The following is a 26,858-nucleotide window of genomic DNA, read 5'->3' as shown; positions in this document are numbered from 1 at the left end:
CATGTAGGCCGGGTTGGCGAAGCGTAACCCGACCTGCTCTCATCGGGCGAACCTGCCCCGCCGTCGCTTGAGCCGCCGCGCTCAGTTATCAAACCTGAAGTCCGCTGCCGCGTGCAGCTCCCAAGCCCCTTCGCCCTTGAACTCCAGCACGTGCGTGTGGTGTTTGAGCACGGCGGGGCGGTGGGCGATGCTGATGAGGGTGGTGCCGCTGGCGCGCAGGCGTTCGTAGAGGGCGGTTTCGTTGGCGCTGTCCAGCGCGCTGGTGGCTTCGTCCAGGATGACGATGCTGGGCTGGCGCGCCAGCACGCGGGCAAAGGCCAGGCGCTGTTGCTCGCCCACGGACAGCAGTTTCTCCCAGTCGTAGGACGCGTTGAGCCCCCCCACACGCTCGGACAGTGATTCGAGGCGCACCTCCTGCAGCAGCTCAAGCAGGCGTTCGTCGCTCAGCGCCGTCTGCTTGCTCGGGTAGATGATCTGGCTGCGCAGTGTGTCAATCTGCATGTAGGGGCGCTGGGGCAGGAAGAACATGTCTTCCAGGGGCGGGTGCTGCACGGTGCCACTGCCCGTGTGCCACAGGCCGGCAATGGCACGCAAGAGCGAGCTTTTGCCGCAGCCGCTCGGGCCGGTGATGAGCAGCGCGTCGCCCGGCTGTAGCTGCAGCGAGAGGTCGGCCACGAGCAGGCGACCGAAGTGGGGGGTGTAAAGCGAGAGCCCTTCGATGGCCAGCGTGTCGCCGATGCGGGTGGTGATTTGCGGTGGGGGCTCGGAGGGGTCGTGGGCGTTGATCGCGGGCGTCGCATCGTCCGCAGGCCGGCCTGCTGGGGCGGGCTCGGCCCAGGGGGTGGGCGCGGCAGGGGTTTTGAGCACGACCTGCGACAGGGTATGGAGCCGGTCGATGCCCGCCACAAACCGGCTCAGGCTCTCGAAGTTGTCCACGATGAGCGAGATGGCGCCCAGCACGGCGGCAAAAGCGCCTGCCGCCTGGATGGCCCGGCCCACCTCCAGCTCACCCGACAGCACCGCATTGGCCAGGAGGATGCTGGGCAGGATCAAGGTGAGCTGGCTGAAAGAGCGCTGGTACAGGTTGAGCGAGAGCTGCTTTTTGATGAGCCGGGCGAAGTTGGTAAACGCAGCCTCGAACCGGTGGTCGATCTGCACGCGCTCCTGGGGTTCGCCCCGGTAGAAGGCGATGGATTCGGCGTTTTCGCGCAGCCGCATCAGCCCGAACCGGAAGTCTGCCTCGCGGCGGATCTGCCAGAAGTTCAGCCGGATCAGCGGCGCGCCAAAAAAGTACAGCGCCCCGAAGGTGCCCAGCAGGGCATACACCGCCAAAAAAGCCACCAGCGTCTTGGAGATGGACCACAACACCGCGCTGAACGCCACCAGCTGCATCAGGGAGCCGATGAAAATCAGCAGGAAGTGCGTGGACCGGCTGGTGAAGGTGTTGATGTCTTCGCTGATGCGCTGGTCGGGGTTGTCGATGTCGCCGCCAGCGCCGATCTCGTAGTACTTGCGTTCGCTCAGATAGCCATCCAGGAAACGGTGGGTGAGCCAGCGCCGCCAGTGGTTGGAAAACGCATCGCGCATGTAGTAATAAAAGGCGTACACCGGCACCGCGAATGCCAGAACAACAAGGCTGGTGCGCACCGCGATCCAGAAGCGGTCGGCCTCCTTGGCCGCCAGGGCCGATGTCATCTCCCCCGTCTTGTCGATCAGCATGACGGCCAGCTGGGTCTCGCACACCATCAGGGCGATCAGCAGTGCCATCAGGCCCCAGGCGGTGCGCTTCTTGTCGCCTGCCCAGTAGGGCCGGGCCACGCCCATGAACTGCTTCCAGGCAGCCCGCGACAGGGTGGGCGGTCGGCTGCGGCGGGGCTTGTCGGTGGTGGGGGGCAAGGGCGTGGGCTCAGGGGCGGCTGGGCTGGCAGCGGCGGGCAGTGGCATGGAAAGAAGTGAGGGCTGGAGGAAGCTCCACCTGAACGATAGGCGATCAGCGCGCTTGGCGCTGTCAGCGGACAACCACAGCTTGATAGGAGCGGCCGCGTTTCATCTGCTGAGCAACTCGTACGCCGCCCGCACCCGCTGCAAATCCCGCCCCAGCCTGCGGCTTGCCGGCAGAAGCCCCATCCACCCCATCCGCCGGACACTGGTCGCCAGCACCGCCCGCATCTCCGCGCTCTCCTGCGCCACCCAGGCCACCCAGCGCTCGCGCCCCTCGGTCAGCGTGCCGCTGGTGTGCAGGTAGATCGCGGTGGAGTGCGCGTAACACAGCGCATCGCGCACATGGCACACCGCCAGGGGCAGCACGGCGGCGGGGTCGTCCTCAAAGTCGATGCAGGCCACTTCGCCATCGGGGCAGCGCACCATGTTGCGAGCAAAGGCCTGGCTCAGGCACGTGCCTTGGCGGTGCACCTGGGCCAGCGTGTCCAGCCCCTGCTGCCACAGCGCCAGAACGGTGGCCGTGTCACCCGCCTGCACGGCATGGTCGATCTCGTTGCCCAGCGAATGAATCTCTTCCCCCGTGTGGCCCAAGTGGCGCATGGCAAAACCATGGGGCAAGGCGGCCAGCACCACGGGAACGCGGATGCCGCGTGCGGCCAGGTCGCGCAGGCGCTGCACTTCGGTGGCAATGGCCGCAGGGCCGCCGGGGTTGGGCACGGGGCGCAGGGCGTCCAGCCGCAGCAGGGCGGCCAGAACGGCCATGGCGCGGTAGCGGCCCGTGCCGTGGGGAGCGCCGGCGCGCTTGATCCAGATCTGTTCGTGGCCCAGCACATGGGCCATCACGTTGTGGGGCTGGGTGGCCAGCTGCTGCTGCAAAAAGGCGGCGTAGCCCGGGGCGGCGGTGTTGGTGGGGGCGGATGCATCCATCGTCAAGTTCATACAGCGGCATCCCCTGCCACCGCAGCAGCGGTGCCGACGGCTGCGGCGTGCACCAGCTCGACATGGTGGGGAATGGAGGGCTCCAGTGCAGGCTCGCTGGCCTGAAAGCTGTGCGCGCTGGCCAAGGGCCAGTACAGGCGGAACACGTTGTGCTGCGCGTCGAGCGGGCCGAGCAGCGCGCCCGGTTGCATGCGCGTGATCAGGTTGGACAGCAGGCGCACCTCGGTGTCGCTGATGCGGCGCACGATGTGGTGGGCCGTGATGTCCTTGGGGTGGCGCAGCCCGGCGGCCTGCACCAGCTCCTGCAGCGCGTGCAGCGTGCTGCGATGAAACTGCGCCACGCGCGTGGCCTTGTCGGGCACCACCAGGGCCTGCTGGCGCAGCGGGTCCTGGGTGGTCACGCCCGTGGGGCAGTGCCCGGTGTGGCAGTTTTGCGCCTGGATACAGCCGAGCGCCATCATGAAGCCACGCCCCGCGTTGCACCAGTCGGCGCCCAGCGCCATCATGCGAGCGATGTCGAAGGCGCTGATCACCTTGCCCGCGCAGCCAATGCGCACGCGGTCGCGCAGGTTCACGCCCACCAGGGTGTTGTGCACCAGCAGCAGGCCTTCTTGCAGCGGTGCACCCACGTGGTCGGTGAATTCCACCGGTGCCGCGCCCGTGCCGCCCTCGGCGCCATCGACCACGATGAAATCGGGCGTGATGCCCGTGACCAGCATGGCCTTGACGATGGCAAACCATTCCCACGGGTGGCCCAGGCAGAACTTGAAGCCCGTGGGCTTGCCGCCCGATAGCGTGCGCAGCCTGGCGATGAACTGCATCATCTCCACCGGGTTGCTGAACGCACTGTGGCTGGCGGGCGAGATGCAGGCCTCGCCCTCCTTCACCCCGCGCGCAGCGGCGATCTCGGCCGTCACCTTGGCGCCCGGCAGCACGCCGCCATGGCCGGGCTTGGCGCCCTGGCTGAGTTTCAGCTCGATCATCTTCACCTGTGGGTCGGTGGCGCTGGCTGCAAAACGTTCTTCGCTGAAGGTGCCGTCGGGGTTGCGGCAGCCAAAGTAGCCCGAGCCGATTTCCCAAATCAGGTCGCCGCCGTGCACGCGGTGGTGCTGGCTGATACTGCCCTCGCCCGTGTCGTGCGCGAAGCCGCCTTTTTTTGCACCCTGGTTCAAAGCCAGGATCGCATTGGCCGACAGCGCACCAAAGCTCATGGCCGAGATGTTGAACACGCTCGCGTGGTAAGGCTGGGTGCAAGGCGCCACAGACGGCGACGGCGCATCGGGGTTGCCGCCGATCCACACGCGAAAGTCATGCGACGGCAGCTGTGTGGGAGCGAGCGAGTGGTTCACCCATTCATAACCCTGCGCGCCCACGTCCAGGTGCGTGCCGAAGGGGCGGTTGTCCGGGTCGCCCTTGGCGCGCTGGTACACCAGCGAGCGCTGGGCGCGCGAAAACGGCGCGGCCTCGCTATCGCTTTCGATGAAATACTGGCGCACCTCGGGCCGCACATATTCGAGCATGAAGCGGATGTGGCCGATGACCGGGTAGTTGCGCAAAATGGCGTGGCGCGACTGCTGCAGGTCGTACACGCCCACTGCTACCAGGGCAGCAAACACCAGCACCACGGGCAACCCCACGTGAAAAGCCACCAGCGCAAACAGCGACAGCAGCAGCCCGAAAACGCACAGCGCAAAGGCCGTGTAGCGCACCGGGTACAGGGAGTTCAGTTGGTGGAGCATGGGGGTCCTGGTTCTTGTGGCGGTGCGAGAGGGGGCTACACTGGCCGCCTTTTTATCGGGTTGCCATGTTGCGCAAGGCGCTTTTGAGGCCCGGCACCACCCCGGGTCGCCGTACCTCCGCCGCTACACCAGCGCCACGGCACAAGGCCTGCGCATCATAAAAGTAAAACAATGTTTTACCGCCCCCGCTTTCTCGCTTGACGACCGGAGCCCCCCATGACCGAATCCACATCGCCCACGCCCTCCACCGACGATCTTGACGACCCCACGGGCGCCCCGGCCGCCGCACTGGGCCCTGAAGAGCTGGAAGAGATCGACAACATCCTCGACGACCTGCGCTCGCGCGGCGAGGAAATCCCGCAGTGGGAGTTCTGCGACGGTTTCATGACCGCGCTGATCTGCAGCCGCCGCCCCATCGCCCCGGCCGAGTACCTGCCCATGCTGCTGGGCGACGGCGCCGAGCTGGATGTTGCCGAAGGCGACTCGCTGCCCCAGTTGCCCGCCTTTGCTGACGCCGCCCAGCAGGCGCGCTTTTTAGAGCTGTGGAATCGCCGCTGGGCCGAAATCGTGACCCAGCTCGACACCGACGTGAAGACGCTGGACGACGACCGCACCTTCCAGCCCGAAGCCATGGACATGCGCGGCGCCGTGGCCAGCCTGACCGACGAGCAGCGCGCCGAAATGGGCGACGACCAGGAGATCCCGTCCTTCGGCCAGGTGTGGGCCCTGGGCTTCATGTTTGCGGTGGAAAACTGGCCCGAAGACTGGGCCGCCCCGCGCGACAAGGAAGCGGCCAAGTGGCTGGATGACGCGCTGGACCGCATCGTTGCCCTGACCGAAGACGACACCGGCAAGCCCGAAGTCTGCATGTACGACGAAGACGGCCCACCCAGCACCAGCCAGGCGCGCGTCGAGGCCTTCGGCGAAGCCATCTGGGCCGTGTACGACCTGCGCCAGCTGTGGAAGAGCATGGGCCCGCGCGTGGAGACGGTGCGCAAGGCGCCCGAGCCGGGGCGCAATGACCCGTGCCACTGCGGCAGCGGCAAGAAGTACAAGAAGTGCCACGGGGCTTGACCTTGTTGGGTAATTTGCTATTGATTGGATAGCTATTGGCGCCTGATGGATAAGCGCTAGAGCCTGTTTTGATCTGAAATTCCGCGCAGCGCGCCTTCGGGCGCGCTTTGTTTTTTGCAGGGCACATCGCATGAACCCTTCCACCCTGAACCGTCTGCGCGCCGAATGGGCGCCCAGCATTCCGCGCGAGCTGCTGGCCGGGGCTGTGGCCACGTTTGCGCTCATCCCCGAAATCATCGCCTTCTCCTTCGTGGCGGGCGTGGACCCTTCGGTGGGGCTCTTCGCCTCGTTTGTCATCAGCCTGGTCATCGCCTTCACCGGCGGACGGCCTGCGATGGTGTCGGCGGCGGCAGGCTCGGTGGCGCTGGTGGCTGCGCCGCTGGTGCAGTCGCACGGACTGGGCTACCTGCTGGCGGCGGGGCTGCTGGCAGGCGCGGTGCAGGTGGCGTTTGGGCTGATGAAGCTCGGTGTGTTGATGCGCTTCGTGTCCAGCTCGGTGCGCACGGGCTTCGTCAATGCGCTGGCCATCCTGATCTTCGCCGCGCAACTGCCGCACCTGCACGGCGCCAGCACGGCCACCTGGGGGGCGCTGGCGTTGGGGCTGGCGCTCATCTACGGCCTGCCGTGGCTGGGCCAGCGGCTGGCATGGCCTGCGCTCACTGCCATTCCGTCACCGCTGATCTGCGTGGTGGTGCTCACGGTGCTGGCATCGGCGCTGGGGCTGCACCTGCCCATGGTGGGTGACCTGGGCAAACTGCCCGACGCGTTGCCTGTGTTTGCGCTGCCGCAGGTGCCCGCGTCGCTCGACACCCTGCGCATCATCCTGCTGCCCGCGCTGGCGATCGCCATGGTGGGCCTGCTTGAATCAGTGCTCACCGCCGCCGTGGTCGATGAGCTGACCGCCACCCCCAGCGACAAGAACCGCGAATGCGCGGGGCTGGGCGTGGCCAACATCGCGGCCAGCCTGTTCGGCGGCATTGCGGGCTGCGGAATGATCGGCCAGGCCGTGGGCAACGTGAAGTACGGCGGGCGCGGGCGCCTGTCCACGTTGTTTGCCGGGGTGTTTTTGCTGATCCTCATGGTGGTGCTGAAAGACTGGGTATCCAAGGTGCCGGTGATTGCGCTGGTGGCCATCATGGTCATGGTGTCGGCCGAAACGTTCGACTGGAAGTCGCTCGGCGCCCTGGTGCGCCACCCGCGCCTGTCCAGCGCCGCCATGCTGGCCACCGTGGCCGTCACCATCGCCACCCACAACCTGGCGGCTGGCGTGGCCGTGGGCGTGATGCTCAGCGGGGTGTTCTTTGCGTTCAAGGTCTCGCACATGCTGGAGGTGCGCGTGCACGACGATGCGGATGGCGCCGATCACGCAGATGGCGCTGGTGCCACGGCCTTGGGCCAGCGCACTTGGCGCGTGTCCGGCCAGGTGTTTTTTGCCTCGGCCGACGCGTTCATCGAGGCGTTCGACGTGCTCGGCGCCGAGGGCCGCGCGGTGGTCATCGACGTGACGCACGCCCACTTCTGGGACATCACCGCCGTCGCCGCGCTCGACAAGGTGGTGGAGCGCCTGCGCCACCATGGCTGCACGGTGCAGGTGCTGGGGCTTAACGAAGCCAGCGCGGTGCTGATTGATCGGATGGGAAGCGATGTCGCTCCGGCCCGTGCGAAAGGAGGGGTGGGCGGTTGAGCGGGGAGAGGGCCGCTGGCGTTTTAGCGAAGGCGACCAGCCCTGCAGCACACCCAGCAGGCCCAGCGCTTGGCTGTCGGCCTTTTTTGTCGCCGTGCACAGCATCGCCACATGCCCAGCCGCAATGCTCCGTGCCATTGCGGCAGTGGCAAGAAGTACAAGCGTGCTACGGGTTTTGGGGAGGAATGCTTCTGATTTGATAGCTGCTGGCGCTTATTGGAGAGGCGCTAGAGGCCAATTGGGCTTGATTTTCCACTGCTGCCCGTTGCAGATGTGAGGGCTGGGTTCAAGGTGGGTGGCTGCCTGTCGTGGATCGAGCACACTGATAGGGCGCTTTGGGCCGGTGGCCGTCGTCGTAGCAGTGGCTCCAATGGGTCCGATTGCGTTCCTCGCCGTCGGGCAGAATTCGGCCACAACCGGACCTTCGCTCAAATGACAAATTCACAAACCGAGCTTGAGGCTGCGGCGGGCAAACTCATAAGTGCAATTCAAAAGGAGTGGCATTCCGAAGCTGGGCAGCCGGAGTCGGCCGCGAGCGAGGCGGTCATGCATTCGGCCCACGACCTGCTGCAGGCCAGCAAATCCGGTTCGCTTGCGACCGTCGTTGGCTCAGGCTCCGTATCCTCATACTTGGGCAACCAATGGGTTCAGGAACATCCGCGCGTGGTGCCCTATATTGTGGCGCTTGAAGCCGCCTGTTGAACATCAGGCTGGAGTCGGCCAATAGCGGACATCGCATTGGTCCCGCTTGATTCAAAAGCTATGTATCAGCGTCTGTTATGTCAAAACGTTTGCGCTTGGTAGTCGCAGTCTTAACTCTCACTCTCGTTTTCGGCGGCTCCATTGCCTTTGAGCAAATGCTCGCTGACAAAACGGTTGAAGGGAGCGAAACGCATATTCATTTGGCGGAGCACAAGATGCGAACGTGTGGCGTAGAGACGCTTCGCTCTAGTGGGAAAGCGGTCGCGATTACTGATGATGGGATGGGTGGACTTATCGTTTCATTCTCGGGAACGACGCACATGACGCTGCACGTTGTGGCGATATCTGAGGACAGGATAGGAATTCGCTCATCTTGGCCAGCTTCGCAGGCCTCCCCGGATCTTCGCAATTCGTACGAAAACCTTAGCAGCCAAGTTGCTGAACTCCTTCTTCAATGCAGCCACAAGTGAGCCTGTTGCCGATGTGATATCTGCCCAGACTGACTTGCCATCTACAGCTATATACGTAGGTGATGCCGTGGCCGCAGCTGCGTAGACTTGCTCATTTTGAAAGGCCGTAGGACCGTTTGGGAGAAAGCCCTGCGACCGCTTTGGGCCCAGAGCTGACGGTGGGCAGTACCACCCGAAGCCGCCGTTCATCCGCTAGCCGCTGGGTTGCAGTCCAAAAACATGCTGACTTAGTGCCCAGTCGCTGTTCAGTAGCGAGCTATAGTTTCGCCTCGTTGAGGCCTTCCAGGTTTCCCGGACTGCCTGAACCTATGCGGCAAGCCGCAAGTCGTCCTTTACCTCAACCGTTAGCCCACCATGTCCAACACAGCAATTGCTAGACGCCTCGGCATTTACCTTTGTTGGGGTATTTGGTGTTCCGCGCTTTGGTTAGCCGTGGTCGTCCGCGCCCCAGGGCTTTATGTCATGCTTCTTTTACTGGGGGGATTCTTACCTTATTTGCTCGTGCTTCACGTAATCGAGCCTTGGCTGGACAAGCGCGGCGAAGGCTGACTTTTCGTCTAGCCCTGCTTCAAAGCTGACCCGCGAAAGCTGACAGCTACTCTGGCCGTTGAGTGTCCGCTTTCATTTGCGGTCACCGGCTGCTCCTGGCCGAGAGCCGCAGTTCCCAATGCGTTGAGCGATCTGCGTCACCGCAACACCACCCCTCACCCCTGCGCCAGAAACTTCTTCAAATTCCCCGCCGCCGTGCTGCGCACTTTGCGCTTGAGCGATGGCGACCAGCCCAGCAGCAGCCCTGGTGCCCCCAGAGCCTGCCGTGCCCAGCGCCAGAAGTTGAAGCGGTCGCGGTGGGTGGCGATCAGCCCGTCGGGCGTGAAGGTGAAGGTGCCGTCGATGATGTTGTGCACCTTGCGCCCCGTGGCGCTGAAGAGGTAGTGCGCTTCCCAGTGCGCCTTGCCGCCGGCCGCGTCGGCTTCGATACCGCTGAACGTGAGCTTCCAGTGCTCGGCCGCGCCGGGCTTTTTGGTGGCGGTGCATAGCATGCGCCACATGCCGCCGATCTGGTCGCGGCCTTTCAGGGAAAAGGCCTCGTCGTCGAACGTGGCGTTGGGCGCATAGCAGGCGGCCATGGTGGCGTGGTCAAGCTGTGCAAACGCGGTGTAGAAGCGCTGCAGGGTCTGGGCGTTGGGGTGCATGGGGTCTCCTCCTCAAGGGCGCCCATGCTACACCGGTGCCTGCCTGTTGCATGCCGCTTGGGCGACCGGGCCGTGTGGTGCGTTCTCAACGGGTGCGCAGCCCGCCGATGCGCCGGCGCTTGATGTCATCCAGTCCGTCCAGCACCTGGATGCCATGTGCATACCCCTGCTGCACGATCTGCTCGAAGCGGTTCCACTGCAGCATGCCCACGCGGTCCATGGGGGGGTTGAAGTACAGGTCGGTGAGCTGCTGCGACTGGCGCTGGCGCGACATGCTGTACAGGATGGTGACCTGCATGAGGTAGCTGGCCAGCGAGGGCAGCTTGTAGCGGCGCTGGGCGCGCGGGCGCAGCTTGTCGCGCAGCAGGGCCCAGCTGGTGGGGATGTCGTCCAGCTCGATGCGGCGCGGCTTGCGGAAGTTCAGGTCCACGCCGATCACCGTGCCCACGCCGCGCATGCTGCTGCGCATCACGTCCACCGGAAAGTTGTTGAACGTGCCACCGTCGCACAGCAGGTCGCCTTCGTGCACCACGGGCGGCAATGCACCGGGGATGGAGATGCTGGCCAGCAGCGACTTCACCAGGCTGCCACGGCGCACCACCTGTTCGCTGGCGCGCGAGTAGTTGGTGGCCACGCAGTAGTAGTTCTTCCACAGGTCTTCCACCTGGGCCGGGAAGCCCACTAAGCTCCCCACGGCCTCGTGCAGGATGTGGCGCAGTCGGCGGCCCTTGATGAGCGACATCAGCGGCAGCAGGTTGAAGTCTCCCGTGGGGTTGGTGCGAAACGCCTCTCGGGCGTTGGCCATCACCGTCGCCAGCGGCCGGTCGGATGCCACATACGCGGCCATGACCGATCCGATGCTGGTGCCGCCCACGCAGTCGATCTCCACGCCTTCCTCCTGCAGCGCGCGGTAGATGCCCAGGTGCGCAAAGCCGCGCGCACCGCCGCCCGCCAGCACCAGGCCCACGGCCGTGCGGCTCTGGATGCGGGCCAGGCGCGCCATGTCGCGGTCGAGCGTGGGGCGCACATGCACGTGGTCGGCCACGGGGCGGCGGTCCAGCCATTGCTGGGTGCCACGCGGGCACTGGGTGCCTTCCGGGTGCAGCAGCACCAGGATCTCGGCGGCCTCGGCCAGGGGCGCGCGGCGCAGCAGGCAGTTTTCTTCGATGGGGTGGATGGCGGGCTCGGCCTGCGCGTCGGCCAGCAGCAGCAACTCGTCGCAGTGGCGGCTCACGCGCCGTGTCCAGGGAGTGGGCTCGGGGTCGGCCAGCAGCAGCACGAAGTCGTTGCGGGCCTCGATCTCGTCGAGCAGCATGGCGATGCGCCGGTTGGCAGTGGCATCGGCGCCTTCGCGCTGGGCAATGCCGGGCTCGTGCAGCTCTGCGTCCACGGTGGCGGAGTCGACCACACGCACGCGGCCGATGGTGCCCAGCTGGCGCGCCAGGCTCTGGCCAAAGCCCTGCAGGTCCACGCCGCTGCTCACGGGCAGCAGGCCCATGGCCACGGGCCGCTCTTGTGCGGCCGTGTGGGCGGCAGTGCCCGTTTGCAGGCGCTGGATGATCTGGCGCGTGAGGGCAATCGACACCTGGGCGCTGCTGGCCAGCAGGGTCTTGAACACATCCTTGGTCAGTCGCACCAGCACCGAGTCGCGCACGGCGACCACGGTGGCGGCGCGCGGTGCGTCGGTGAACAGGCTGATCTCGCCAATCACCTGGCCCCGGCCCATATCGGCCACACGGCGCTGCGGGCCGCTGCTACCGTCATCGCTGCGCACATAGGCACGCAGGCGGCCGCTCACGGTGAGGTACATCGACTCGCCGGGCTCGCCCTGCGCCATCAGCGTGCTGCCGCCGGGCACCTCCACCCACTCCAGCTGGGCGCGCAGCAGCTCCAGCGCTTCGGGTTCGATGCCTGGCAGAAAGCTGCGCAGGTGCTCGGTGAGCAGTTGGTTCTGGGTGGCGGTAAAAGGGGGCATGGTCACGCAGTCGGCAAGGCTCGGTGGGGCGCTGCGGAAAGCGGGGGCTCGCCAACACGTCGTGTTTGCGATGGGTTCCGCAGCGTGCGAAGCGGCGGATTCTAGGAACGCAAGGGCACCTGTGCGCACTGTGCAAGGCATGGTGGCCGGGCAGCGCGTGAACAAATGCACGGCGGGCCCTTGCGATTGCCCTTCCGTGCCGATGCGAAACCGGTCGTCAGCGCATGAAGGCGCTCAGCGCGTTGGCCGTGGCCACGGGCAATTGCTCGGGGATGAAGTGCCCTGCAGGCACGGCCTGGCCCGTCACCACGCTCGCGCATTGCGCCTGCCACAGCGCCAGCGGGTCGAACAGGCGGTGCACCACGCCGTGTTCACCCCAGATCACCAGCGTGTCGCACGCGATCTTCTCGCCGCGCGCGCGGCTTTCGCGGTCATGCTCCAGGTCGATGCCTGCGCTGGCGCGGTAGTCCTCGCATGCGGTGTGGATGGCCTCGGGCGTGCAAAAGCAGCGCTCGTAGTCGGCCAGGGCCTGGGGCTCGATGTGGGCCAAGCCCGCGCTGCCCCAGCCGCCCAGCTTGGCGTGCAGGTAGGCGCGGGCGTTGCCGCCAATCATGGTCTCGGGCAGCGGCGCGGGCTGGATGAGGTGGAACCAGTGGTAGTAGGCGCGCGCAAACTCCATGTCGGTACGCGCGTACATGTCGAGCGTAGGGGCGATGTCGATCACGCACAGCTTCTTCACGCGCGCGGCGTGGTCCAGCGCGAGGCGGTGGGCCACACGGCCGCCCCGATCGTGGCCGCACAGAAAGAACGCGTCGTGACCCAGCGCGGTCATCACCTCGGCCATGTCCTGCGCCATGGCGCGTTTGCTGTAGTTGCTGTGGTCCGGCAGGCCGGGCGCGTGCGATGAATCGCCATAGCCGCGCAGGTCGGGCAGCACCAGAAAGTAGTCGCGCGCCAGCTGCTGCGCCACGCGGTGCCACAGCGCATGCGTTTGCGGAAAGCCGTGCAGCAACAGCAGGGGCGGTGCACCCACGGTACCGCCGGTGCGGACAAAAATCTCGGCGCCAGCGGTGGTGATGCGCTGGGTGGTGAAGCCTTCAAACCAGGTAGGTGAGGTCATGCGGGATGCGGCGATGGTTGATTGCGTTGGAGCGACAGGCTGAATTGGCGTGTGCGCCCAGTCAGGCGCCTACCCAGGGGGTCAGGCCAGCAAAAAGCCCAGCAGCCGCTGCAGTGCGTAGCGCACCGTGGCCGCACGGATGGCGGCGCGGTCGCCGGCAAAGTGCTGCATCTCGCTGTGGGTTTCGCCATTCACGCACCAGGCAAACCACACGGTGCCCACGGGCTTGGCCTCGCTGCCGCCTGTAGGGCCGGCCACGCCGGTTACGGCCAGGCTCACATGCGCCTGGGAATGGGCCAGCGCCCCATCGGCCATGGCGCGGGCCACGGCCTCGCTCACGGCGCCTTCCTGCTCAACGAGTGCGGCGGGCACGCCCAGCATCTCGACCTTGGCGGCGTTGGAGTAGGTGACAAAGCCGCGCTCGAACCACTGGCTGGAGCCCGCCAGGTCGGTGCAGGCCGCCGCGATCATGCCGCCCGAGCAGCTTTCGGCCGTGGCCAGCAGGTGGCTGTGTTTGAGCAATTCCAGAGAAATTTGGGTTAAATTGGCCTCTAGCGCTGATGTATCAAGCGCTAGCAGCTCTTTGTTTGATAGCGATGCGGTTGTCATACAAACCTCCACACTGCAATGACCAGCAGGGTACAGAAGGCTGCCACAAAGTCGTCCCACAAGATACCCCAGCCGCCGCGCCAGCCAAAACCCTTGAACAGGCTGTCGGCCCAACCCACCGGCCCGGGTTTGGCCGCGTCAAAGAATCGGAACAGCCCAAAAGCCACCAGCTGCCCCCACCAGCCCATGGGCATGGCCAGCCACAGCACCAGCCAGAAGGCCACCACCTCGTCCCACACGATGCTGCCGGGGTCGGCCACGGCCATGTTGCGCGCGGTGGTGGTGCAGGCCCACCAGCCCACTACGGTGCTGGCGGCAATCAGCAGGCCCATGTGTTGGGGTGACAGCCATTGCTGCAGTGCAAGGTAGCTGAGCCAGGCCCACAGCGTGCCCACGGTGCCCGGCGCCACGCGCGACAGCCCGGCGCCAAAACCCAGTGCGATGAAGTGGGCCGGGTGGGAAAACATGAACGCCACGGTGGGGCGGCGGGAGGGCAGGGGCTGCGGGGGCTCGGAAACGGTCATGGCACGAGGGAGGGGCTGTCAGGCGCTGGCGGCCACGTCTGCCCCTGCGGGCAGGCGCACCAGCAACACGGGCACGGGCGCGGTGCGTGCAATCTGCTCGGCATCGCTGCCCATCAGCACGCGGGCCAGGCCACGGCGCCCGTGCGTGCCCAGCACGATCAGGTCGGCCCCCCAGGCCTGGGCATGCTCCACCACCAGCTGCGCCACGCGGGCGTCCAGGTTTTCAATCAGCACAGTGTCTACCGGTACACCGCGTTGCGCCACGCGCTCCTGGGCCTGGTGCAGCAGGGCTTCGCCGGCCTTGCGCAGGCGGGGCAGTACCTCCTGGCTGTAGACCTCGGGCTGCTCAAAGCCGCTGATGTGGGCCACCGGGTCCATCACATTCAGTAGCCGGATGCGGCCGCCCGTGGATTGCGCGAGGCTGGTGGCCTGGGCCACGGCGTGGTCCGAGGTGGGGCTGCCGTCAACGGCAACGAGGATGTGTTGGTAACTCATGGTGGGGCTGGCTCCTCGGGCTTTTTCGTGGGGCGCTGCTGTCGATTGTGAACGACTGTTGTGGGTGGGTGCGGGCTGCAGTTGCCGGTTCACTGGCGTTCTTGCAGCTCCACATCCTTGGGGTAGCGGATGGTGTGCTCGGCGCTGAACTGCGCCGTGGCGCCTGCGCCCAGCGCCTGCTGCCAGGCCAAGGTGCCGGGCGTGCGGTTCCAGGCCGTGTCGGTGGGCTGGGGCTGGTAGCGCGATTCAACCTCGATCTTCTCGTTGCGCGACACCGGCGCGGCATGCAGCACCTGCAGCGTGATGCCGGTCTTGTGGCGGTTCTCCACGCTGTAGGCGCGGCGGGTCTTGCGCTCGGTGCGCGAGCCGGTAAAGCCGGTGCTGCCCGTCAGGTCCTGCGCGGGCTCGGCGCGCACGGTGACGAGTTCATCGCGGCCAAATGACAGGCTGGCGCTGCCCGCCGGGGCGCCCGCGCTGGGGGTGGAGAAGTCGATGCGCCCGTTGCCCACAAACGCGCCGTCGCGGTACAGGCCTGCAGGCCCTGCGGGCCACACGCCCGGCGGCTGGGCCATGTGGGCCACCAGGTAGGCGGCTTCTTCCACGGCGGGGGCTGTGCGGGTGATCAGCGTGGCAGGGGCCGTGTGGTTGCCCAGCGCCAGCGTCACGCGCTGGCCGCTCGATGGCACGGTGATGCGCTGCGGCACGGCGAATTCGGTGGCAAAGCCCTTGTCGAGGGTGCTGACGTCGAAGGTGGGCATGGCCTCCTCGACCGCGTTGCGCGAGCGTGCCACGGGCGAAGGCGCTGCCGCCATGGCCATCGCCACGGCCGGGGCGGCTGCGGCCACGGGGCGCGGCGGCGGGGCCACATCCAGCGTCCACTCGCGGGGCAAGCGGCCCTGCGTGGCGCGGCCTGGTTGGCCAGTGGACAGGGTCAGTTGAACGTTGCTCCAGTCTTCGCCACTGTTTTGCGCCACCAGCGCCTGGCGCTCGATCAGCACGGTGGATTTGGTGGCATCCAGCGTGGCACGGTAGGTGGGTTGCCAGCCAGGGCCGCGTACCTGGTAAGACAGGCGCAGCTCGGCCTCGCGCTCGGCGGCCAGGTTGATGGTGACGGAAACCACCCGCGCACGCTGGCTGGCCACGCGGTCGCGCTCGGCCACCAGGGGCTTGAGGGCCAGCTCCAGCGCCTCCTGCTTGCGTTGCAGTTGGTGCGCGCGTGCAAAGCTGTCTTGGCCAGACTTGCGCAGTACATCGGCGGTAGCGGTGATCTGTGCGGGCGTCGGGGTGGCGACACGGGGGGCGCTTGTAGCGGGCGCTGCCGCCTCCTGGCCATTGCTGGTTTGTGCCACGCTGCGCAGGTAACCATCCACCAGTTGCAGGGCGGAGGCTTCGGCCTTCACTCCTGCGATCTGGTCTTCCAGCTCGCGGATGCGGCCGTCCAGCGGGCTCGCGCAGCCCGCCGCCACATCGCGGTCCTCGGTGAGCACGTTGAACTCGCCCATACGCACGGCAGGGTCGGCGTTGATCTGGAGGCTTTGCACATCCAGCGACGCGGGCAGGCAGGCCAGCGTGAGGCTGCGCGCGCCAGCGGGCACCTTGGCCACACGCTCCACCGTGGCGCTGCCGGGGTAGACGGTGACCCGGGCGATGCGGGAGGTGTCCTGGGCGTGGGTCGACGAGGCCGCGATGGAGAGCAGTGCTGTGCTCAAAAGGCCCAAGGTACGGTGCAGGCGCGGGATATTGGGGCTATGAATCACGGGACTCCTTCGGCGTGGACGGACAGCGAAGGATGCTAGCAGCCCGCGCTGCGGATGCAGTGCCCCCGCGTGGTGTGCCTCCGGCGATTCGTGGGGGATCGCGCTACCGCCGCTCAATCAGCTCTATCTGATAGCCGTCAGGGTCTTCAATGAAGGCAATGTTTTCTGCTGAAGTCCGGTCCGGAGAAAGGGACTGCATGGGTCCCCCCTCGCGAACTACCGAAACCCCGGCGGCTTGCAGGCTGGCGCAGCTTTTGGCCACACTGTGAACGGCCAACGCGATGTGTCCGTAGGCCGTCCCACGTTGATAGGCAGACTGGTCCCAGTTGTAGGTCAGTTCAATGCTGGCGTCGGTGGACTCGTGGCCATAGCCGACAAAAGCCAAGGTGAAGCGGCCTTGGGGGAAGCGCTCCTGGCGGTGCAGGCGCATCCCCAGTTTGTTGGTGTAGAACTCGATGGACCGCTCCAGATCTGCCACCCGCAACATGGTATGCAGCAATCGGGTGGGCCGGGGGCTCAGTCCTTCATCGTCAAAAGTCGTCATGGTGAGCCTTGGGGTGGTTTGAACACACGGTGTGGCAATGTGGGGCGATACAGTCGCACACACCGTGTTGAGGCGTGCTGGATTTACCCGTGGGATGCTGCTTCGCCCAGCTCCTGGTTGGTGTAGGCCTTGCCGCCAATGCCCCACATGCCGTCCACCGCGTATTTCAGGTTGACCCAGATGTTTTCGCGGGGCTGCTTGCCGCCGCAGGCTTCAAAGAGGATCTCGGTGGCCTCGGCGACATAGGCGGTTTGCACTTCCCGCGTGGCAAATGCAAATGACGGCGTGAGCCATTCCACGATGGCGACGTTGGTCGGGCTTGTTCCCGCGTAGGTGCTGCCCTCAGGGAGCTCTGAAATATGCCCAATGACGTTGGGTGTGAAGAACTTGTTGCCAGCCAAGCCGTGCAGCTTGAGAAAGGCCTCCGACAGGCGTGCCATGGTGCTTTGCTGGCGGTTTTTGGGCAGGATGCCTTCGGTGATGATGAGTGTGAGGGGCATAGCAGCTTCAGAAAGTTGATGGCTTGGTGCGGACCATCCGCACACCCGGACTGTCGCGAATCGCAAAGACTTCGGAAACTGCTGGCCGGACACAGCGCTTGTGCAGAAAATGCACAACCATGGACAACCTCACGCTGGATGACTTCGCCTTGTTTGTGCAAATTGCCTCGGCACACTCGTTTTCAACCGTGGCACGCGAGCGCAACGTGGCTGCAAGCCACGTCTCGCGCGGCATGGCCCGCATCGAGGCGGCCTGCGGCTTGCGTCTGGCCCACCGCACCACCCACAGCCTGTCGCTCACGGAAGAGGGCGAAATGTTCCTGGAGCACGCGCGGCGGATTCTGGGCGAATATGCCCAGTTGCGAGACGGATTTGGTGGGCGTTCGCTGCACATTGGCGGCACGGTGCGCATCAGCGTCAGTCAGTTGCTCGCTGAATATGTCTTGATTCCCAAGCTGCACCTTCTGGGGGCCCAGTATCCGGGGCTTACCGTCGAACTGCAGGTAGAAGACCGTGTGGTGGACATGGCCGATGAGTCGATTGATATTGCGATTCGCGCTGGCGTCGACCCGGCACAGGCATCCGTGGCGCGGTCGCTGGGCAGCCATGGCCGTGCGCTCTATGCATCACCTGGGTATGTGCAAACGTACGGAGCTCCGATATCCGTGCAGGATTTGGCTGCGCATCGGCTCATATCCAACGCCTCCACCCCGTCGCACAACCAATGGGATTTTCGGGTGAACGGCGAGCCCACCATGCTGATGGTGAAGGGCAAAGTGCAGGTCAACAGCAGCGCAGCGGTGATCTCCCTCGCCCTGGGTGGCGCGGGCATTGCACGCATGAACGACGTGATTGGCCAGGCGCTGGTGGACCAGGGCAAGCTCTTGCCGGTCTTGCCACAGGCCGTGGAACGCGGGAGCCATCCCATATTTGCGGTGATTCTGAGCACCCGGCACCGCGCGCCCAAAGTGCTGGCCACCATGGACTATTTGCAGACCTGCTTTGCGTCGTTTGCAAAACCATCGGGTGAACCCGGCATGCTGTTGCGCCCCGACAGGGGGTAGGCGTGCAGCGCAGGCACGGGGCTACAACACCCCGGGCACTTGCGCCGCCAAAAAGTCATACACCGCCCGAATCCTGCGGCTGGTGCGGATCTCGCGGTGCACCGTGAGCCAGATAGGCAGCTCGGGCAACGCAAGCTGGGGCAGCACCGCCACCACGTTTGGGTCGGTGCGGGCCATGTAGTTGCCCACAAAGCCGATGCCCAATCCTGCGCGCACGGCTTCCCAATACGCCATGAGGTCGTCGGTGCGAAACGCGAAGTGCTGGCGCTCCACCGGGTAGCCCATGGCGGCAAAGCCTTGCAGGATGTCCTCGTGCCGGTCGTTGCCCACCAGCTCGTGCTGCAGCAGGTCGGGCGGCTGCCGAGGTGTGCCTTTGCGGCGCAGGTAGTCGCGGTGGGCATAGGCGCCCAGCGTGACCGCGCCGATGCGTTTGGCCACCAGGCTGGCCTGGTCGGGGCGCACCATGCGCAGCGCAATGTCGGCCTCGCGGCGCAGCAGGTTGGTGACTTGGTTGCTGGCCACCAGCTCGACCTGCACCTCGGGCAGCGCCTGGCGCATGCGCGCCAGCACGGGCGGCAGCAGCACGCAGGCCACGGGCTGGCTGGCGGTGATGCGCACGGTGCCGCTCACGCCTTCCTCAGCGCCCGACACGCTGCGTGCCAGCTGGTGGGCGCCCATCTCCATGGCGCGGGCCGATTCGGCCAGCCGCAACGCCGTGGCCGTGGGCAGTAGGCCGCGCCCGGTGCGCTCAAACAGCACCACGCCCAGCTGCGATTCGAGCTCGGCAATGTGGCGACCAATGGTGGGCTGGCTGGCGTTGAGCACCCGGGCTGCGCCCAGCAGGCTGCCCTGATCCAGCGCGGCCAGAAAGGACTGCACCAGGCTCCAGTCAAAGGTTTGGTTCATGGCGATAGCGTGCCCGCAACGGGGTGACAGCAGGGTGGGTGGAGATATTCAAATTTGCATTGCTGTTATGAATGCTTAGCCAATTGTGTAACGGGCTCTGCGTTTCCACAATCGATACATCCCTTGTGAATGGAGCCCTGACATGAACACCCACCCCCGCTTTCCGCCCTGCACGGACAACCCTTCCACCGTGTTGATCCTGGGCGCCCGGGGCCGGCTGGGACTGGCGGCGGCCCGGGCCTTTGCCCAGGCCGGCTGGCAGGTGCTGGCCCAGGTGCGGCCCGGTGCGCGCGGGCCTGCGCTGCCCGCTATCGCCGGTGTATGGTGGATGCCCGTGGCGGTGGAGGACACCGCCGCACTGGCGGCCCAGGCGCAAGGCGCGCAGGTGGTGGTGCATGCGCTCAAACCCGCCTACACGCACAAGGCCTGGCGCGAAGAGGCGCCCGCGTTGATGGAAGCTGCCATTGCGATCACCCGCCAGCTGCGCGCCACGCTGATGCTGCCGGGCAACGTCTACAACTTTGGCGAAGGCATGCCGCCCGTGCTGCACGAAGACACACCCCAGGCCGCCACGGGCTTCAAGGGCCGCATGCGGGTGCAACTGGAGCTGCGCCTGCAGGCTGCCACGCAAGGGGGCGACATGCGCGCCGTGGTGCTGCGCGCCGGGGACTTCTTTGGCAGTGGCACCGGCAGCTGGCTGGACCAGGCCATTGCCAAGGACCTGCCCCGGGGCCGCATCACCTGGCCCGGCCCGCTGGACGTAGCCACGCCCTGGGCCTATCTGCCCGACCTCGCCCGCACCTTCGTGCGCGTGGCGCAAGAGCGGGACCGGCTGGCCCCCTTCGAGTGCCTGCATTTCGCTGGCCATCACGTCACGGCGCAGCAGTGGCTGCACAGCTTCACGGCCATTGCCGCAGAGCAAGGCTGGTTGCCCGATGCGGGCGCGCTGCGGGTGGGGCAGTTGCCGTGGCCGCTGCTGCGCGTGATGGGGCTGGTGGCCCCCACGTTCGCTGCGCTGGCGGACATGCGCTATCTGTGGCGCACGCCCCACCGTCTGGACAACACCCGCCTGCGTGCGCTGATCGGCGACGAGCCCCACACCCCCTTCGATCAGGCCGTGCGCCAGGCGCTGGCAGATTTGGGGCTCGTAGCCTTGCGTTCGACCCGCGCTGCGCTGGCCTGACGGCACAACCTTTGAACCACCGGAGTCTTCTCATGAACCGTCGCAACTTCATTCGTTTGGCAGGGGGTGGCACCATCGCCGCCGCCACCACCGGCACGCTGGTCGCCTGCGGCGCCGTGAGCTCGAACTATCCCGCCGAGGCGGTCGAGGCCTGGCAGGGCCCTGTGGGCGAGACCGATGTGCGCCGCCGGGCGGTGGCCTACGCCATCACCGCGCCCAATTCGCACAACCTGCAGCCCTGGCTGGTGGACTTGCGCGAGAGCGGTGTCATCACCCTGCGCACCGACCCTGCACGGGTGTTGCCACAGACCGACCCGGGGGGGCGCCAGATACTCATCGGCCATGGCGCCTTTCTGGAGCTGCTGGTGATGGCGCTGGCCCAGCAAGGCGTGGCCAGCGAGGTGCTGCTGTGGCCGCAGGGCGAGATGCCTGCGGCCCTGAAGGACTGGGACGACCGTCCCGTGGCGCGCATCACCTTGAAACCCGGTGGCCAGCCCGACCCGCTGTTTGCCCAGGTGCTGCTGCGCCACACGCCCAAGACCGATTTCGACACCACCCGCCCCGTGGCGCCCGAGTTGCTGGCCCGGTTGCTGGGCAGCGCCCCGGCTCAAGCCCCGCTCAGCGTTGGCGGTACCGTCAGTGCAGACCAGTTGCCCGCGCTGCGCACGCTGTGCTGGGAGTCCGCCCGGGTGGAGCTGCTCACGCCGCGCACGATGATGGAAAGCATCCAGCTCACCCGCGTGGGCCCGGCCGAGATCCTGCAGCACCGCGATGGCATCTCGATCAACTCGCCCTTTGTGCGCGCGGTGTCGGCCCTTGGTCTGTTCGACCGCTCCGCGCCACCCGCGGAAGGCAGCGCGGCGTACAAAAATGCCATGGGCCGCTTTGAAGGCCACAGCCGCACGGCCATGGGTTTTGTGTGGATCACCGGCCCCAACACCCGCAGCGACCAAATCCACACCGGGCGGCTGTATGTGCGCCAGCAGTTGCAGGCCACGGCGCTGGGTGTGGGCATGCACCCCATGAGCCAGGCGGTGCAGGAATTTGCCGAGATGGCCCCGCACTTCGAGCGCGTGCACCAGCTGGTGCTGGGGCGGCCCGCGCCGCGCACACCCCAGGAGCCCACCGTGCAGATGTTCTGCCGCATTGGCTACCCGCAGGGCGAGGTGCCTGCCACGCCGCGCAGGCCGCTCGCGCGTTTTGTGCAGGCTTGATTCGGAGGAGGACAGCACCTGCGCAAAGGGCTGATGCAGATCAACCTCCGGCCACAAGCTGGCGCGCTTTGCCGCTGCTTCACACACTGTTCAGGTGGCGTTCATCGCGGGTTTCTACAGTTGCTGCGTTGCAACAATTAGTGGGGCTGGTGATGTGGAAGAAGGTTTTGGGGGGCACTCTGGCGGTGGCCATCGGCGTGTGGATGTTGGCTTTGATCGTGCCCCAGCCTGCACCGCCCGCGTGGGGCGATGTCTGGTGGTGGCGTAACCAGCTGATCCTGCTCACCGGGGTGGCAGCCTGGGCGCTGATGTCGCTGATCATGGTGCTGGCCGTGCGGCCCGCGTGGCTGGAAAAGCCGCTCGGTGGCCTGGACAAGAGCTACCGCCTGCACAAGTGGGCGGGTATCGGCGCGATTGTGCTGGCGTTGCTGCACTACGGGCTGCAGCTGTCGCGCAGCCTGCTGGCTGACTGGGTAGGCAGCCCAGTGCGCGCGCCGCGCGCGGATTGGTGGCTCAATACCTTCCGCCACCTGGCCGAGGAGATGGGGGAATGGGCCGTGTGGTTCCTCGCGGCCATGCTGATCATCACGCTGTGGCAGCGGTTTCCGTACCACGTGTGGCGCTACCTGCACAAGCTGCTGGCCGTGGTGTACCTGGTGTTGGCCTTCCATGCCGTGGTGCTCACGCCGCCTGCTTGGTGGCAGCAGCCTGCGGGTGTGCTGGTAGGCCTGTGCACGCTGGTGGGGGTGCTGTGCGCCGTGCGCTCGCTGGCCGGGGCCATCGGGCGCAGCCGCCGCCATGCGGCCCGTGTGGTGAGCGTGTCGCCCCAAGGGGCTGGGGTGCTGGAAGTGACCTGCCAGGTCAGCCCCGCCAGTCGCTGGAAGCATGCGGCCGGTCAGTTTGCGTTTGTCACCTTTGGCCGTGCCGAGGGGGCACACCCCTTCACCCTGCTCAATGCCGACCAAGGCGATGGCGTGCTGCGGTTTGCCATCAAGGCGTTGGGCGACCACACGGGCCAGTTGCCCCTGCAGGTGCAGCCGGGCCAGACGGTGAGCATCGAGGGGCCGTATGGCTGCTTTGACTTCCGCAGCGACAGTGCGCCCGAGCAGGTGTGGGTGGCTGCCGGCATCGGCGCCACGCCGTTCATGGCCTGGCTCGAATCCCTGCAGTCCACACCCGCGCTGGCACCCCGAGTGCACCTGCACTACTGCGTGCGCCATGCGGGCGAGGCGGTGTTTGCCGACCGCATGGCCGCACTGTGCGCCCGCTTGCCCAGCGTGACGCTGGAGACGCACTACAGTGACGACGCCGGGCCCGTGACACCGGCAGCGCTGCTGGCAGGCACCAGCCCGGCGGCGAGTGTGTGGTTCTGCGGGCCGCAGGGTTTTGCCGAGGCGGTGCGCCGGGGCATGGAGCACCTGGGGCGCTCGCCTGCGCGCTTTCACCAGGAGCTGTTCCAGATGCGCTGAGGCGGGTTTCTCGCGCCAGCGCTCGAGCACGGTGCGGGCGGCTTTTGGCTGCAGTCCATTCCACCGGCGCGCGGCCTGTCCTGGTGCGGGGGATGTGAGCCATTTTGCCTTCCAGCGCTTTCTGGGAAAGCGCAAAATGCTATACAAATAATAGCATTTTGCGCGGAGCGAGTGGTCACGCCACCGGTGCCACGAACGCGATCAGCCGCCCCATGCGCCGTATCCACTCGGCGGTGACGATGAACTGGGGCTTGTCCTTCTTCACGTACGGCGGCACTTCGGGCGGGTTGTCGGCCGGGTAGGGCGAGGTGTCGTACACATCGCCCACGTGCTTGCTGCGGTAGGCCGTGCCGGTGTAGGGGGCGGTGGGGCCGTCGGCCAGGTAGGGGTTCACGATCTCGGGCACGGGCGATGTCCAGTAGTTGCGGGTGCCCAGCTCGGTCAGCAGCGTGGCGACTTCCGTGTCGGGCACGGCGGGCGTGGCCATGACCGCACCAGTGAACAAATCCGGAAAGTCCACCTCGCGGATCGAGAAGTACTTGGGCAGCGCTTTGCCGCCGCCTGTCACCTTGAGCGGCGAGCGCGCCGCCAGCTCGGCCACGGCCGCGTCCGTCATGCCGCTGAGCTTGGCGTACGTGGCCTCCAGCCCAGCAATGTCGATGGGACGGCCGGCCGAGTAGTGGCTCACGGTGTTGGTGTAGTTCTTGTCGTAGTAGTAGGCGCCGTTGTGGATGTTGGAGCCGTAGCGGTGCACGTACAGGCCATCGTTCGTACCCAGCTCGACAAAGGTGGGGTGGGTGCGGCCACCGCCCAGCAGCGGGTTCACCGTGGCGGCATCGGCCGGCAGCGGGCAGCTCTTGAGCCACGCAATCGCCTCGGGCAGGCGCGCCAGGTACTTGCGGTCGCCGGTGAGCTGGAAGTAGTTGAACATCTGGCGGATGTTGGTCTGCGTGGTGTGCGTGGCCAGCGAGCGGGGCTCGTAGCTGCGGGCACTGGCGGGCGAGCCGGCAGGCCGGCCGTCCCTTTCGCGGGAGAGGTGCTGCAGCCCCCAGCCGGCCTGCTGGCCGGGCTGCTGCATCAGGCGCATGCACTCCATCGCGCGGTTGATGGGGGCGATCAGGCGCGTCTCGCCCAGCGCCATCACGCACAGGGTGAGGAACTTGATGTTCTCGCCCATCACGTCGTCGTTGAAGGTCACGTGCAGCGTGTAGTCGCCGTCGTCCATGCCGGCCTTGGCACCGGCGGGCAACTGCGATGCGTTGGGCAGCGGCATGCTGCTGACGGCGCCTGGGAAGTGCGGGAACCGCTGCGGCCAGCCACCATTGGCCACGCCGTACTCGGGACCGAACTGCGCGTTGAGCACGAAGTCGATGGCCTTTTGCACGGCCGGCAGGTAGCGGGCCTCGCGCCGCTCCAGGTACATGCGCAGCAGAAACTGCGAGGCCACGGCCGTGCCCGCGTCGTCGAACGTGGCGTTGCCGTAGTAGTGCTGAAATTCTTCGAGCCGCCAGCCGTTCTTGCCGATGGTGTCGTACCACTTTTTCAGCGACGCCTCGCCCGCGAAGTCGTGGATGTAGTTCCACCCGCCCGAGCTGTGCTGCGCGGCCATGATGGCCGTGGCGGTGCGCTCGGCCGCGCGCCAGTGGCGTTCGTCGCCGGTGGCGTGGTAGGCGTCCAGGTACACATGGCCCACCGACGGCGTGCCCGGCGGCTGGATCCAGCACATGGTGCGATAGGCCTCCATCTCGCCGAAGGTCTGCTTCAGGTCCGGCGAGTACGACCACACGTAGCCGCCCTGGTAGGACACGGTGTCGTCCATGTAGTGCGTGGCCCGCTTCAGGGCGTCGGCAGCGTCGGCCTTGGGGCCGGGCGGAAAGGTGGGCGCGGGGTCGTCGCTGCCGCCGCCGCAGGCGCTCAGCAGCAGGGGGGCCAGGGCACTCAGGGTGAAGTCTCTGCGCTTCATCGTCATTGGGATGTCTCCTCGTTGGATGGCAAGGGTTCTGGAAAGGGAGAAGCGGGCGCGCCCTGCTGCCACCAAGGCAATCGGCCCGGGCCACACGGCGTCTTGACAACAGACGTCGTACAACTTGGCGCGGATTTTGGGCGCGTGTTTTCATCCGATCACTGGCGTTTACCCCAATCAGGCAGATGGCCAGGTAGCCGCAAAATCGGGCGCGAAGGGGCTGTTGCGTTGGGTCGAAAAGCCTTTGAAAGCCGCATGAATACTGGAAGTATTCGGGTTTTTCAAAGACCAGTTGGAGACCTTTGTACCTACGAGGGCGCGAGCCTGCGCCGCCTTGGGTTCGGTGTAGAAATTTGTGATTATTTGTACGACGTCAGATGATGACGTTAACAATGCATCGCACAACAACAGGATGGAGGGACAGACATGCACAAGGGACTGAGAGTGGGTGGGTTGTTGGTGGCAGCGTTGCTGTGCGCAGGCGCTGCGTGGGGCCAGACCAAGCTGCGCGCGTGGAACATCCACCCCGACGGCTACCCCGTCACCGAGGCCATGAAAAGTTTTGCGCAGCAGGTGGGCAAGGCCACGCAGGGGCGTTACCAGATCGAGGTGTTCTCCAACGCCACCCTGGGCGATCAGCCCAAGGCCGTGCAGATGCTCAAGAGCGGCGAGATCGACATCGCCGAGTTCAGCTCGGGCCCGCTGTCCGATGCGGTGCCCGGCATCAAGGTGCTGAACCTGCCGTTCCTCTTCACCGACTCGGCCCACATGTTTCGCCACCTGGACGGCGCTCTGGGGCAGCGCTTTGCCGCCAACCTGCAATCGGCCGGCTTTGTGGTGCTGGGCTGGTACGACGGTGGCGGGCGTTCGTTCTACTGCGCCCACCGCTCGCCCGCCACCATCCGCGACCTAGCGGGGGCTTCCATCCGCGTGCAGCAGTCTGAGATCTACACCGAAATGGTCAAGCTGCTCGATGCCAAGCCGGTGGCGATGCCCTTCAAGGAGGTGCTGGGCGGTTTCGAGAAAGGCACCATCGACTGCGCTGAGAACAACATGCCGTCGTACGAATCCACCGGCCACAACAAGCTGGCCAAGAACGTGTACGTGACCAACCATGTGATCTCGCCTGAGGCGTTGGTGGTGTCCACCGCGCTGTGGGCCAAGCTCTCGGCCGAGGACCGCAAGGCCTTTGCCGACGCGGGTGCGCAGTCGGCCCTGCTGATGCGCGAGCTGTGGAACAAGCGCGTGGCCCAGGCGCTGGAGACCACCGCCAAGCAGGGCTCGCAGTTCGTGCGCGTGAAGGATGTCTCGCCCTTCGTGCGGCGCATGGCGCCGCTCTACGCCAAATACATGGCCGACCCGACAACGCGCGAAGAGCTGCTGACCATCATCGCCAAGTAGGCGCCGCGCGGACCCAGGGTTCTCAGGCAGGAAAAGAAGGGCCGTGGGGCTGCAGGCACATGGGCCGTTCATCGAACGCCAGCCAGCCCAGCGCGTCGCACAGCGCCTGCACCCAGGCGGTGTAGTCGGTGCGCAGCGAGCAATGCATGGCGAGCGGGCCATCGGACACGTTGTCGGGGAGATGGAATTCCACCCCGTGGCCCAGCACCGTGGCGTGGCCCCAGGTGGGCAGGGCCCACTCCAGGCCCGGCACCATCTGCGCGAGCGATGTTTTGATGTGATGGATGTCGCGCAGCATCAGCACCGTGTCGGGTGAGAGCTCGTCGGTGGACAGCGGCAACCTTGCGGGCTGAAAGAACAGGTAGGTATAAGCCATGGAGCGCGATGTTGCA

At 66.2% G+C, this 26,858-nt stretch carries 24 protein-coding genes; 9 read left to right on the top strand and 15 right to left on the bottom strand.

Annotation, left to right across the window (positions count from 1 at the left end):
• Positions 1 to 81 precede the first annotated feature (81 nt).
• The 3 genes from KW832_RS22835 to KW832_RS22825 form a co-directional block, all read right to left on the bottom strand.
• Positions 82 to 1,824, bottom strand: a complete 1,743-nt coding sequence (locus KW832_RS22835; RefSeq protein ID WP_218301591.1) for an ABC transporter ATP-binding protein/permease — start codon at positions 1,822 to 1,824, stop codon at positions 82 to 84.
• Between the two features lie 222 nt (positions 1,825 to 2,046).
• Positions 2,047 to 2,880, bottom strand: a complete 834-nt coding sequence (locus tag KW832_RS22830) for a hypothetical protein (protein WP_228899239.1) — start codon at positions 2,878 to 2,880, stop codon at positions 2,047 to 2,049.
• Positions 2,877 to 4,619 carry an FMN-binding glutamate synthase family protein gene (locus tag KW832_RS22825; protein WP_218301431.1) on the bottom strand — a complete coding sequence of 581 codons (1,743 nt, stop codon included), beginning with the start codon at positions 4,617 to 4,619 and terminating at the stop codon, positions 2,877 to 2,879. The genes KW832_RS22830 and KW832_RS22825 overlap by 4 nt, the downstream gene beginning before the upstream one ends.
• A 216-nt stretch (positions 4,620 to 4,835) precedes the next feature.
• On the opposite strand from KW832_RS22825, the gene KW832_RS22820 reads away from it, so the two are divergent.
• From KW832_RS22820 to KW832_RS22805, 4 genes are all read left to right on the top strand, one after another.
• A complete protein-coding gene (locus tag KW832_RS22820) occupies positions 4,836 to 5,693 on the top strand; it encodes a YecA family protein (protein ID WP_218301432.1) in 858 nt (285 codons plus the stop codon).
• 130 nt (positions 5,694 to 5,823) lie between these two features.
• Positions 5,824 to 7,377, top strand: coding sequence for a SulP family inorganic anion transporter (locus tag KW832_RS22815; protein ID WP_218301433.1), 1,554 nt, complete (start codon positions 5,824 to 5,826; stop codon positions 7,375 to 7,377).
• 111 nt (positions 7,378 to 7,488) lie between these two features.
• A complete protein-coding gene (locus KW832_RS25955) occupies positions 7,489 to 7,572 on the top strand; it encodes an SEC-C metal-binding domain-containing protein (protein WP_370628775.1) in 84 nt (27 codons plus the stop codon).
• Positions 7,573 to 7,809: 237 nt separating this feature from the next.
• On the top strand, positions 7,810 to 8,079 hold the full coding sequence (locus KW832_RS22805; protein ID WP_218301435.1) for a hypothetical protein: 270 nt from the start codon (positions 7,810 to 7,812) through the stop codon (positions 8,077 to 8,079).
• 1,174 nt (positions 8,080 to 9,253) lie between these two features.
• Here KW832_RS22805 and KW832_RS22800 read toward each other — a convergent pair.
• The 9 genes from KW832_RS22800 to KW832_RS22760 all read right to left on the bottom strand — a co-directional run bounded on the left by KW832_RS22800 (position 9,254) and on the right by KW832_RS22760 (position 17,266).
• Complete coding sequence (locus KW832_RS22800; RefSeq protein WP_218301436.1) at positions 9,254 to 9,742, bottom strand: nuclear transport factor 2 family protein; 489 nt, start codon at positions 9,740 to 9,742, stop codon at positions 9,254 to 9,256.
• Positions 9,743 to 9,827: 85 nt separating this feature from the next.
• On the bottom strand, positions 9,828 to 11,717 hold the full coding sequence (locus tag KW832_RS22795; RefSeq protein WP_218301437.1) for a cyclic nucleotide-binding and patatin-like phospholipase domain-containing protein: 1,890 nt from the start codon (positions 11,715 to 11,717) through the stop codon (positions 9,828 to 9,830).
• A gap of 217 nt (positions 11,718 to 11,934) precedes the next feature.
• A complete protein-coding gene (locus KW832_RS22790) occupies positions 11,935 to 12,837 on the bottom strand; it encodes an alpha/beta fold hydrolase (protein WP_218301438.1) in 903 nt (300 codons plus the stop codon).
• An 81-nt stretch (positions 12,838 to 12,918) separates the two neighbouring features.
• Positions 12,919 to 13,446, bottom strand: coding sequence for a CinA family protein (locus KW832_RS22785; protein WP_218301439.1), 528 nt, complete (start codon positions 13,444 to 13,446; stop codon positions 12,919 to 12,921).
• Positions 13,443 to 13,970: a phosphatidylglycerophosphatase A gene (locus tag KW832_RS22780; RefSeq protein WP_218301440.1), complete on the bottom strand. Its 528-nt coding sequence runs from the start codon at positions 13,968 to 13,970 to the stop codon at positions 13,443 to 13,445. Before KW832_RS22780 ends, KW832_RS22785 begins: the two co-directional genes overlap by 4 nt.
• An 18-nt stretch (positions 13,971 to 13,988) precedes the next feature.
• Positions 13,989 to 14,465: a universal stress protein gene (locus KW832_RS22775; RefSeq protein WP_121421435.1), complete on the bottom strand. Its 477-nt coding sequence runs from the start codon at positions 14,463 to 14,465 to the stop codon at positions 13,989 to 13,991.
• An 89-nt stretch (positions 14,466 to 14,554) separates the two neighbouring features.
• Positions 14,555 to 16,222, bottom strand: coding sequence for a DUF4139 domain-containing protein (locus KW832_RS22770; protein WP_370628768.1), 1,668 nt, complete (start codon positions 16,220 to 16,222; stop codon positions 14,555 to 14,557).
• A gap of 103 nt (positions 16,223 to 16,325) precedes the next feature.
• Positions 16,326 to 16,766: a lactoylglutathione lyase gene (gene gloA / locus KW832_RS22765; protein WP_218301441.1), complete on the bottom strand. Its 441-nt coding sequence runs from the start codon at positions 16,764 to 16,766 to the stop codon at positions 16,326 to 16,328.
• Positions 16,767 to 16,849: 83 nt separating this feature from the next.
• Positions 16,850 to 17,266, bottom strand: coding sequence for a 4-oxalocrotonate tautomerase (locus tag KW832_RS22760; protein ID WP_218301442.1), 417 nt, complete (start codon positions 17,264 to 17,266; stop codon positions 16,850 to 16,852).
• A gap of 119 nt (positions 17,267 to 17,385) precedes the next feature.
• On the opposite strand from KW832_RS22760, the gene KW832_RS22755 reads away from it, so the two are divergent.
• Complete coding sequence (locus KW832_RS22755) at positions 17,386 to 18,330, top strand: LysR family transcriptional regulator (protein ID WP_218301443.1); 945 nt, start codon at positions 17,386 to 17,388, stop codon at positions 18,328 to 18,330.
• Between the two features lie 21 nt (positions 18,331 to 18,351).
• Here the strand turns inward: KW832_RS22755 and KW832_RS22750 are convergent, their stop codons facing one another.
• Positions 18,352 to 19,236, bottom strand: a complete 885-nt coding sequence (locus tag KW832_RS22750; RefSeq protein ID WP_055395561.1) for a LysR family transcriptional regulator — start codon at positions 19,234 to 19,236, stop codon at positions 18,352 to 18,354.
• Positions 19,237 to 19,378: 142 nt separating this feature from the next.
• Between KW832_RS22750 and KW832_RS22745 the strand changes: the two genes are divergently transcribed.
• The 3 genes from KW832_RS22745 to KW832_RS22735 all read left to right on the top strand — a co-directional run bounded on the left by KW832_RS22745 (position 19,379) and on the right by KW832_RS22735 (position 23,102).
• On the top strand, positions 19,379 to 20,419 hold the full coding sequence (locus KW832_RS22745) for an NAD-dependent epimerase/dehydratase family protein (RefSeq protein WP_218301444.1): 1,041 nt from the start codon (positions 19,379 to 19,381) through the stop codon (positions 20,417 to 20,419).
• Between the two features lie 32 nt (positions 20,420 to 20,451).
• Positions 20,452 to 21,633: a twin-arginine translocation pathway signal protein gene (locus KW832_RS22740; protein WP_218301445.1), complete on the top strand. Its 1,182-nt coding sequence runs from the start codon at positions 20,452 to 20,454 to the stop codon at positions 21,631 to 21,633.
• Between the two features lie 128 nt (positions 21,634 to 21,761).
• A complete protein-coding gene (locus KW832_RS22735) occupies positions 21,762 to 23,102 on the top strand; it encodes a ferric reductase-like transmembrane domain-containing protein (protein WP_255577909.1) in 1,341 nt (446 codons plus the stop codon).
• Between the two features lie 175 nt (positions 23,103 to 23,277).
• Here KW832_RS22735 and KW832_RS22730 read toward each other — a convergent pair whose 3' ends face one another.
• Positions 23,278 to 25,071 (bottom strand): pectate lyase, encoded by a 1,794-nt coding sequence (locus KW832_RS22730; protein ID WP_255577908.1) that lies wholly within the window; start codon positions 25,069 to 25,071, stop codon positions 23,278 to 23,280.
• A gap of 420 nt (positions 25,072 to 25,491) precedes the next feature.
• Here KW832_RS22730 and KW832_RS22725 point away from each other — a divergent pair, with 420 nt between their 5' ends.
• The gene (locus KW832_RS22725) at positions 25,492 to 26,466 is read left to right on the top strand and encodes a TRAP transporter substrate-binding protein (RefSeq protein ID WP_218301446.1); all 975 of its coding nucleotides are present in this window, start codon (positions 25,492 to 25,494) and stop codon (positions 26,464 to 26,466) included.
• Positions 26,467 to 26,488: 22 nt separating this feature from the next.
• Here KW832_RS22725 and KW832_RS22720 read toward each other — a convergent pair whose 3' ends face one another.
• Entirely contained in the window at positions 26,489 to 26,842 is a 354-nt protein-coding gene (locus tag KW832_RS22720) for a hypothetical protein (protein ID WP_055395567.1), read from the bottom strand.
• Positions 26,843 to 26,858 lie beyond the last annotated feature (16 nt).

Origin of the sequence: Acidovorax sp. sif0632 (assembly GCF_019218805.1) — a bacterium.
Classification (GTDB): Bacteria; Pseudomonadota; Gammaproteobacteria; order Burkholderiales; family Burkholderiaceae_C; genus Acidovorax; species Acidovorax facilis.
This window is presented reverse-complemented; position numbering and strand designations above follow the sequence as displayed.

Bases quoted from the DNA above. Each gene is read 5' to 3' on its own strand.
- KW832_RS22835 (WP_218301591.1), bottom strand. From the start codon at position 1,824: ATGGGCGTGGCCCGGCCCTACTGGGCAGGCGACAAGAAGCGCACCGCC.
- KW832_RS22830 (WP_228899239.1), bottom strand. From the start codon at position 2,880: ATGAACTTGACGATGGATGCATCCGCCCCCACCAACACCGCCGCCCCG.
- KW832_RS22825 (WP_218301431.1), bottom strand. From the start codon at position 4,619: ATGCTCCACCAACTGAACTCCCTGTACCCGGTGCGCTACACGGCCTTT.
- KW832_RS22820 (WP_218301432.1), top strand. From the start codon at position 4,836: ATGACCGAATCCACATCGCCCACGCCCTCCACCGACGATCTTGACGAC.
- KW832_RS22815 (WP_218301433.1), top strand. From the start codon at position 5,824: ATGAACCCTTCCACCCTGAACCGTCTGCGCGCCGAATGGGCGCCCAGC.
- KW832_RS25955 (WP_370628775.1), top strand. From the start codon at position 7,489: ATGCCCAGCCGCAATGCTCCGTGCCATTGCGGCAGTGGCAAGAAGTAC.
- KW832_RS22805 (WP_218301435.1), top strand. From the start codon at position 7,810: ATGACAAATTCACAAACCGAGCTTGAGGCTGCGGCGGGCAAACTCATA.
- KW832_RS22800 (WP_218301436.1), bottom strand. From the start codon at position 9,742: ATGCACCCCAACGCCCAGACCCTGCAGCGCTTCTACACCGCGTTTGCA.
- KW832_RS22795 (WP_218301437.1), bottom strand. From the start codon at position 11,717: ATGCCCCCTTTTACCGCCACCCAGAACCAACTGCTCACCGAGCACCTG.
- KW832_RS22790 (WP_218301438.1), bottom strand. From the start codon at position 12,837: ATGACCTCACCTACCTGGTTTGAAGGCTTCACCACCCAGCGCATCACC.
- KW832_RS22785 (WP_218301439.1), bottom strand. From the start codon at position 13,446: ATGACAACCGCATCGCTATCAAACAAAGAGCTGCTAGCGCTTGATACA.
- KW832_RS22780 (WP_218301440.1), bottom strand. From the start codon at position 13,970: ATGACCGTTTCCGAGCCCCCGCAGCCCCTGCCCTCCCGCCGCCCCACC.
- KW832_RS22775 (WP_121421435.1), bottom strand. From the start codon at position 14,465: ATGAGTTACCAACACATCCTCGTTGCCGTTGACGGCAGCCCCACCTCG.
- gloA (WP_218301441.1), bottom strand. From the start codon at position 16,766: ATGACGACTTTTGACGATGAAGGACTGAGCCCCCGGCCCACCCGATTG.
- KW832_RS22760 (WP_218301442.1), bottom strand. From the start codon at position 17,266: ATGCCCCTCACACTCATCATCACCGAAGGCATCCTGCCCAAAAACCGC.
- KW832_RS22755 (WP_218301443.1), top strand. From the start codon at position 17,386: ATGGACAACCTCACGCTGGATGACTTCGCCTTGTTTGTGCAAATTGCC.
- KW832_RS22750 (WP_055395561.1), bottom strand. From the start codon at position 19,236: ATGAACCAAACCTTTGACTGGAGCCTGGTGCAGTCCTTTCTGGCCGCG.
- KW832_RS22745 (WP_218301444.1), top strand. From the start codon at position 19,379: ATGAACACCCACCCCCGCTTTCCGCCCTGCACGGACAACCCTTCCACC.
- KW832_RS22740 (WP_218301445.1), top strand. From the start codon at position 20,452: ATGAACCGTCGCAACTTCATTCGTTTGGCAGGGGGTGGCACCATCGCC.
- KW832_RS22730 (WP_255577908.1), bottom strand. From the start codon at position 25,071: ATGACGATGAAGCGCAGAGACTTCACCCTGAGTGCCCTGGCCCCCCTG.
- KW832_RS22725 (WP_218301446.1), top strand. From the start codon at position 25,492: ATGCACAAGGGACTGAGAGTGGGTGGGTTGTTGGTGGCAGCGTTGCTG.
- KW832_RS22720 (WP_055395567.1), bottom strand. From the start codon at position 26,842: ATGGCTTATACCTACCTGTTCTTTCAGCCCGCAAGGTTGCCGCTGTCC.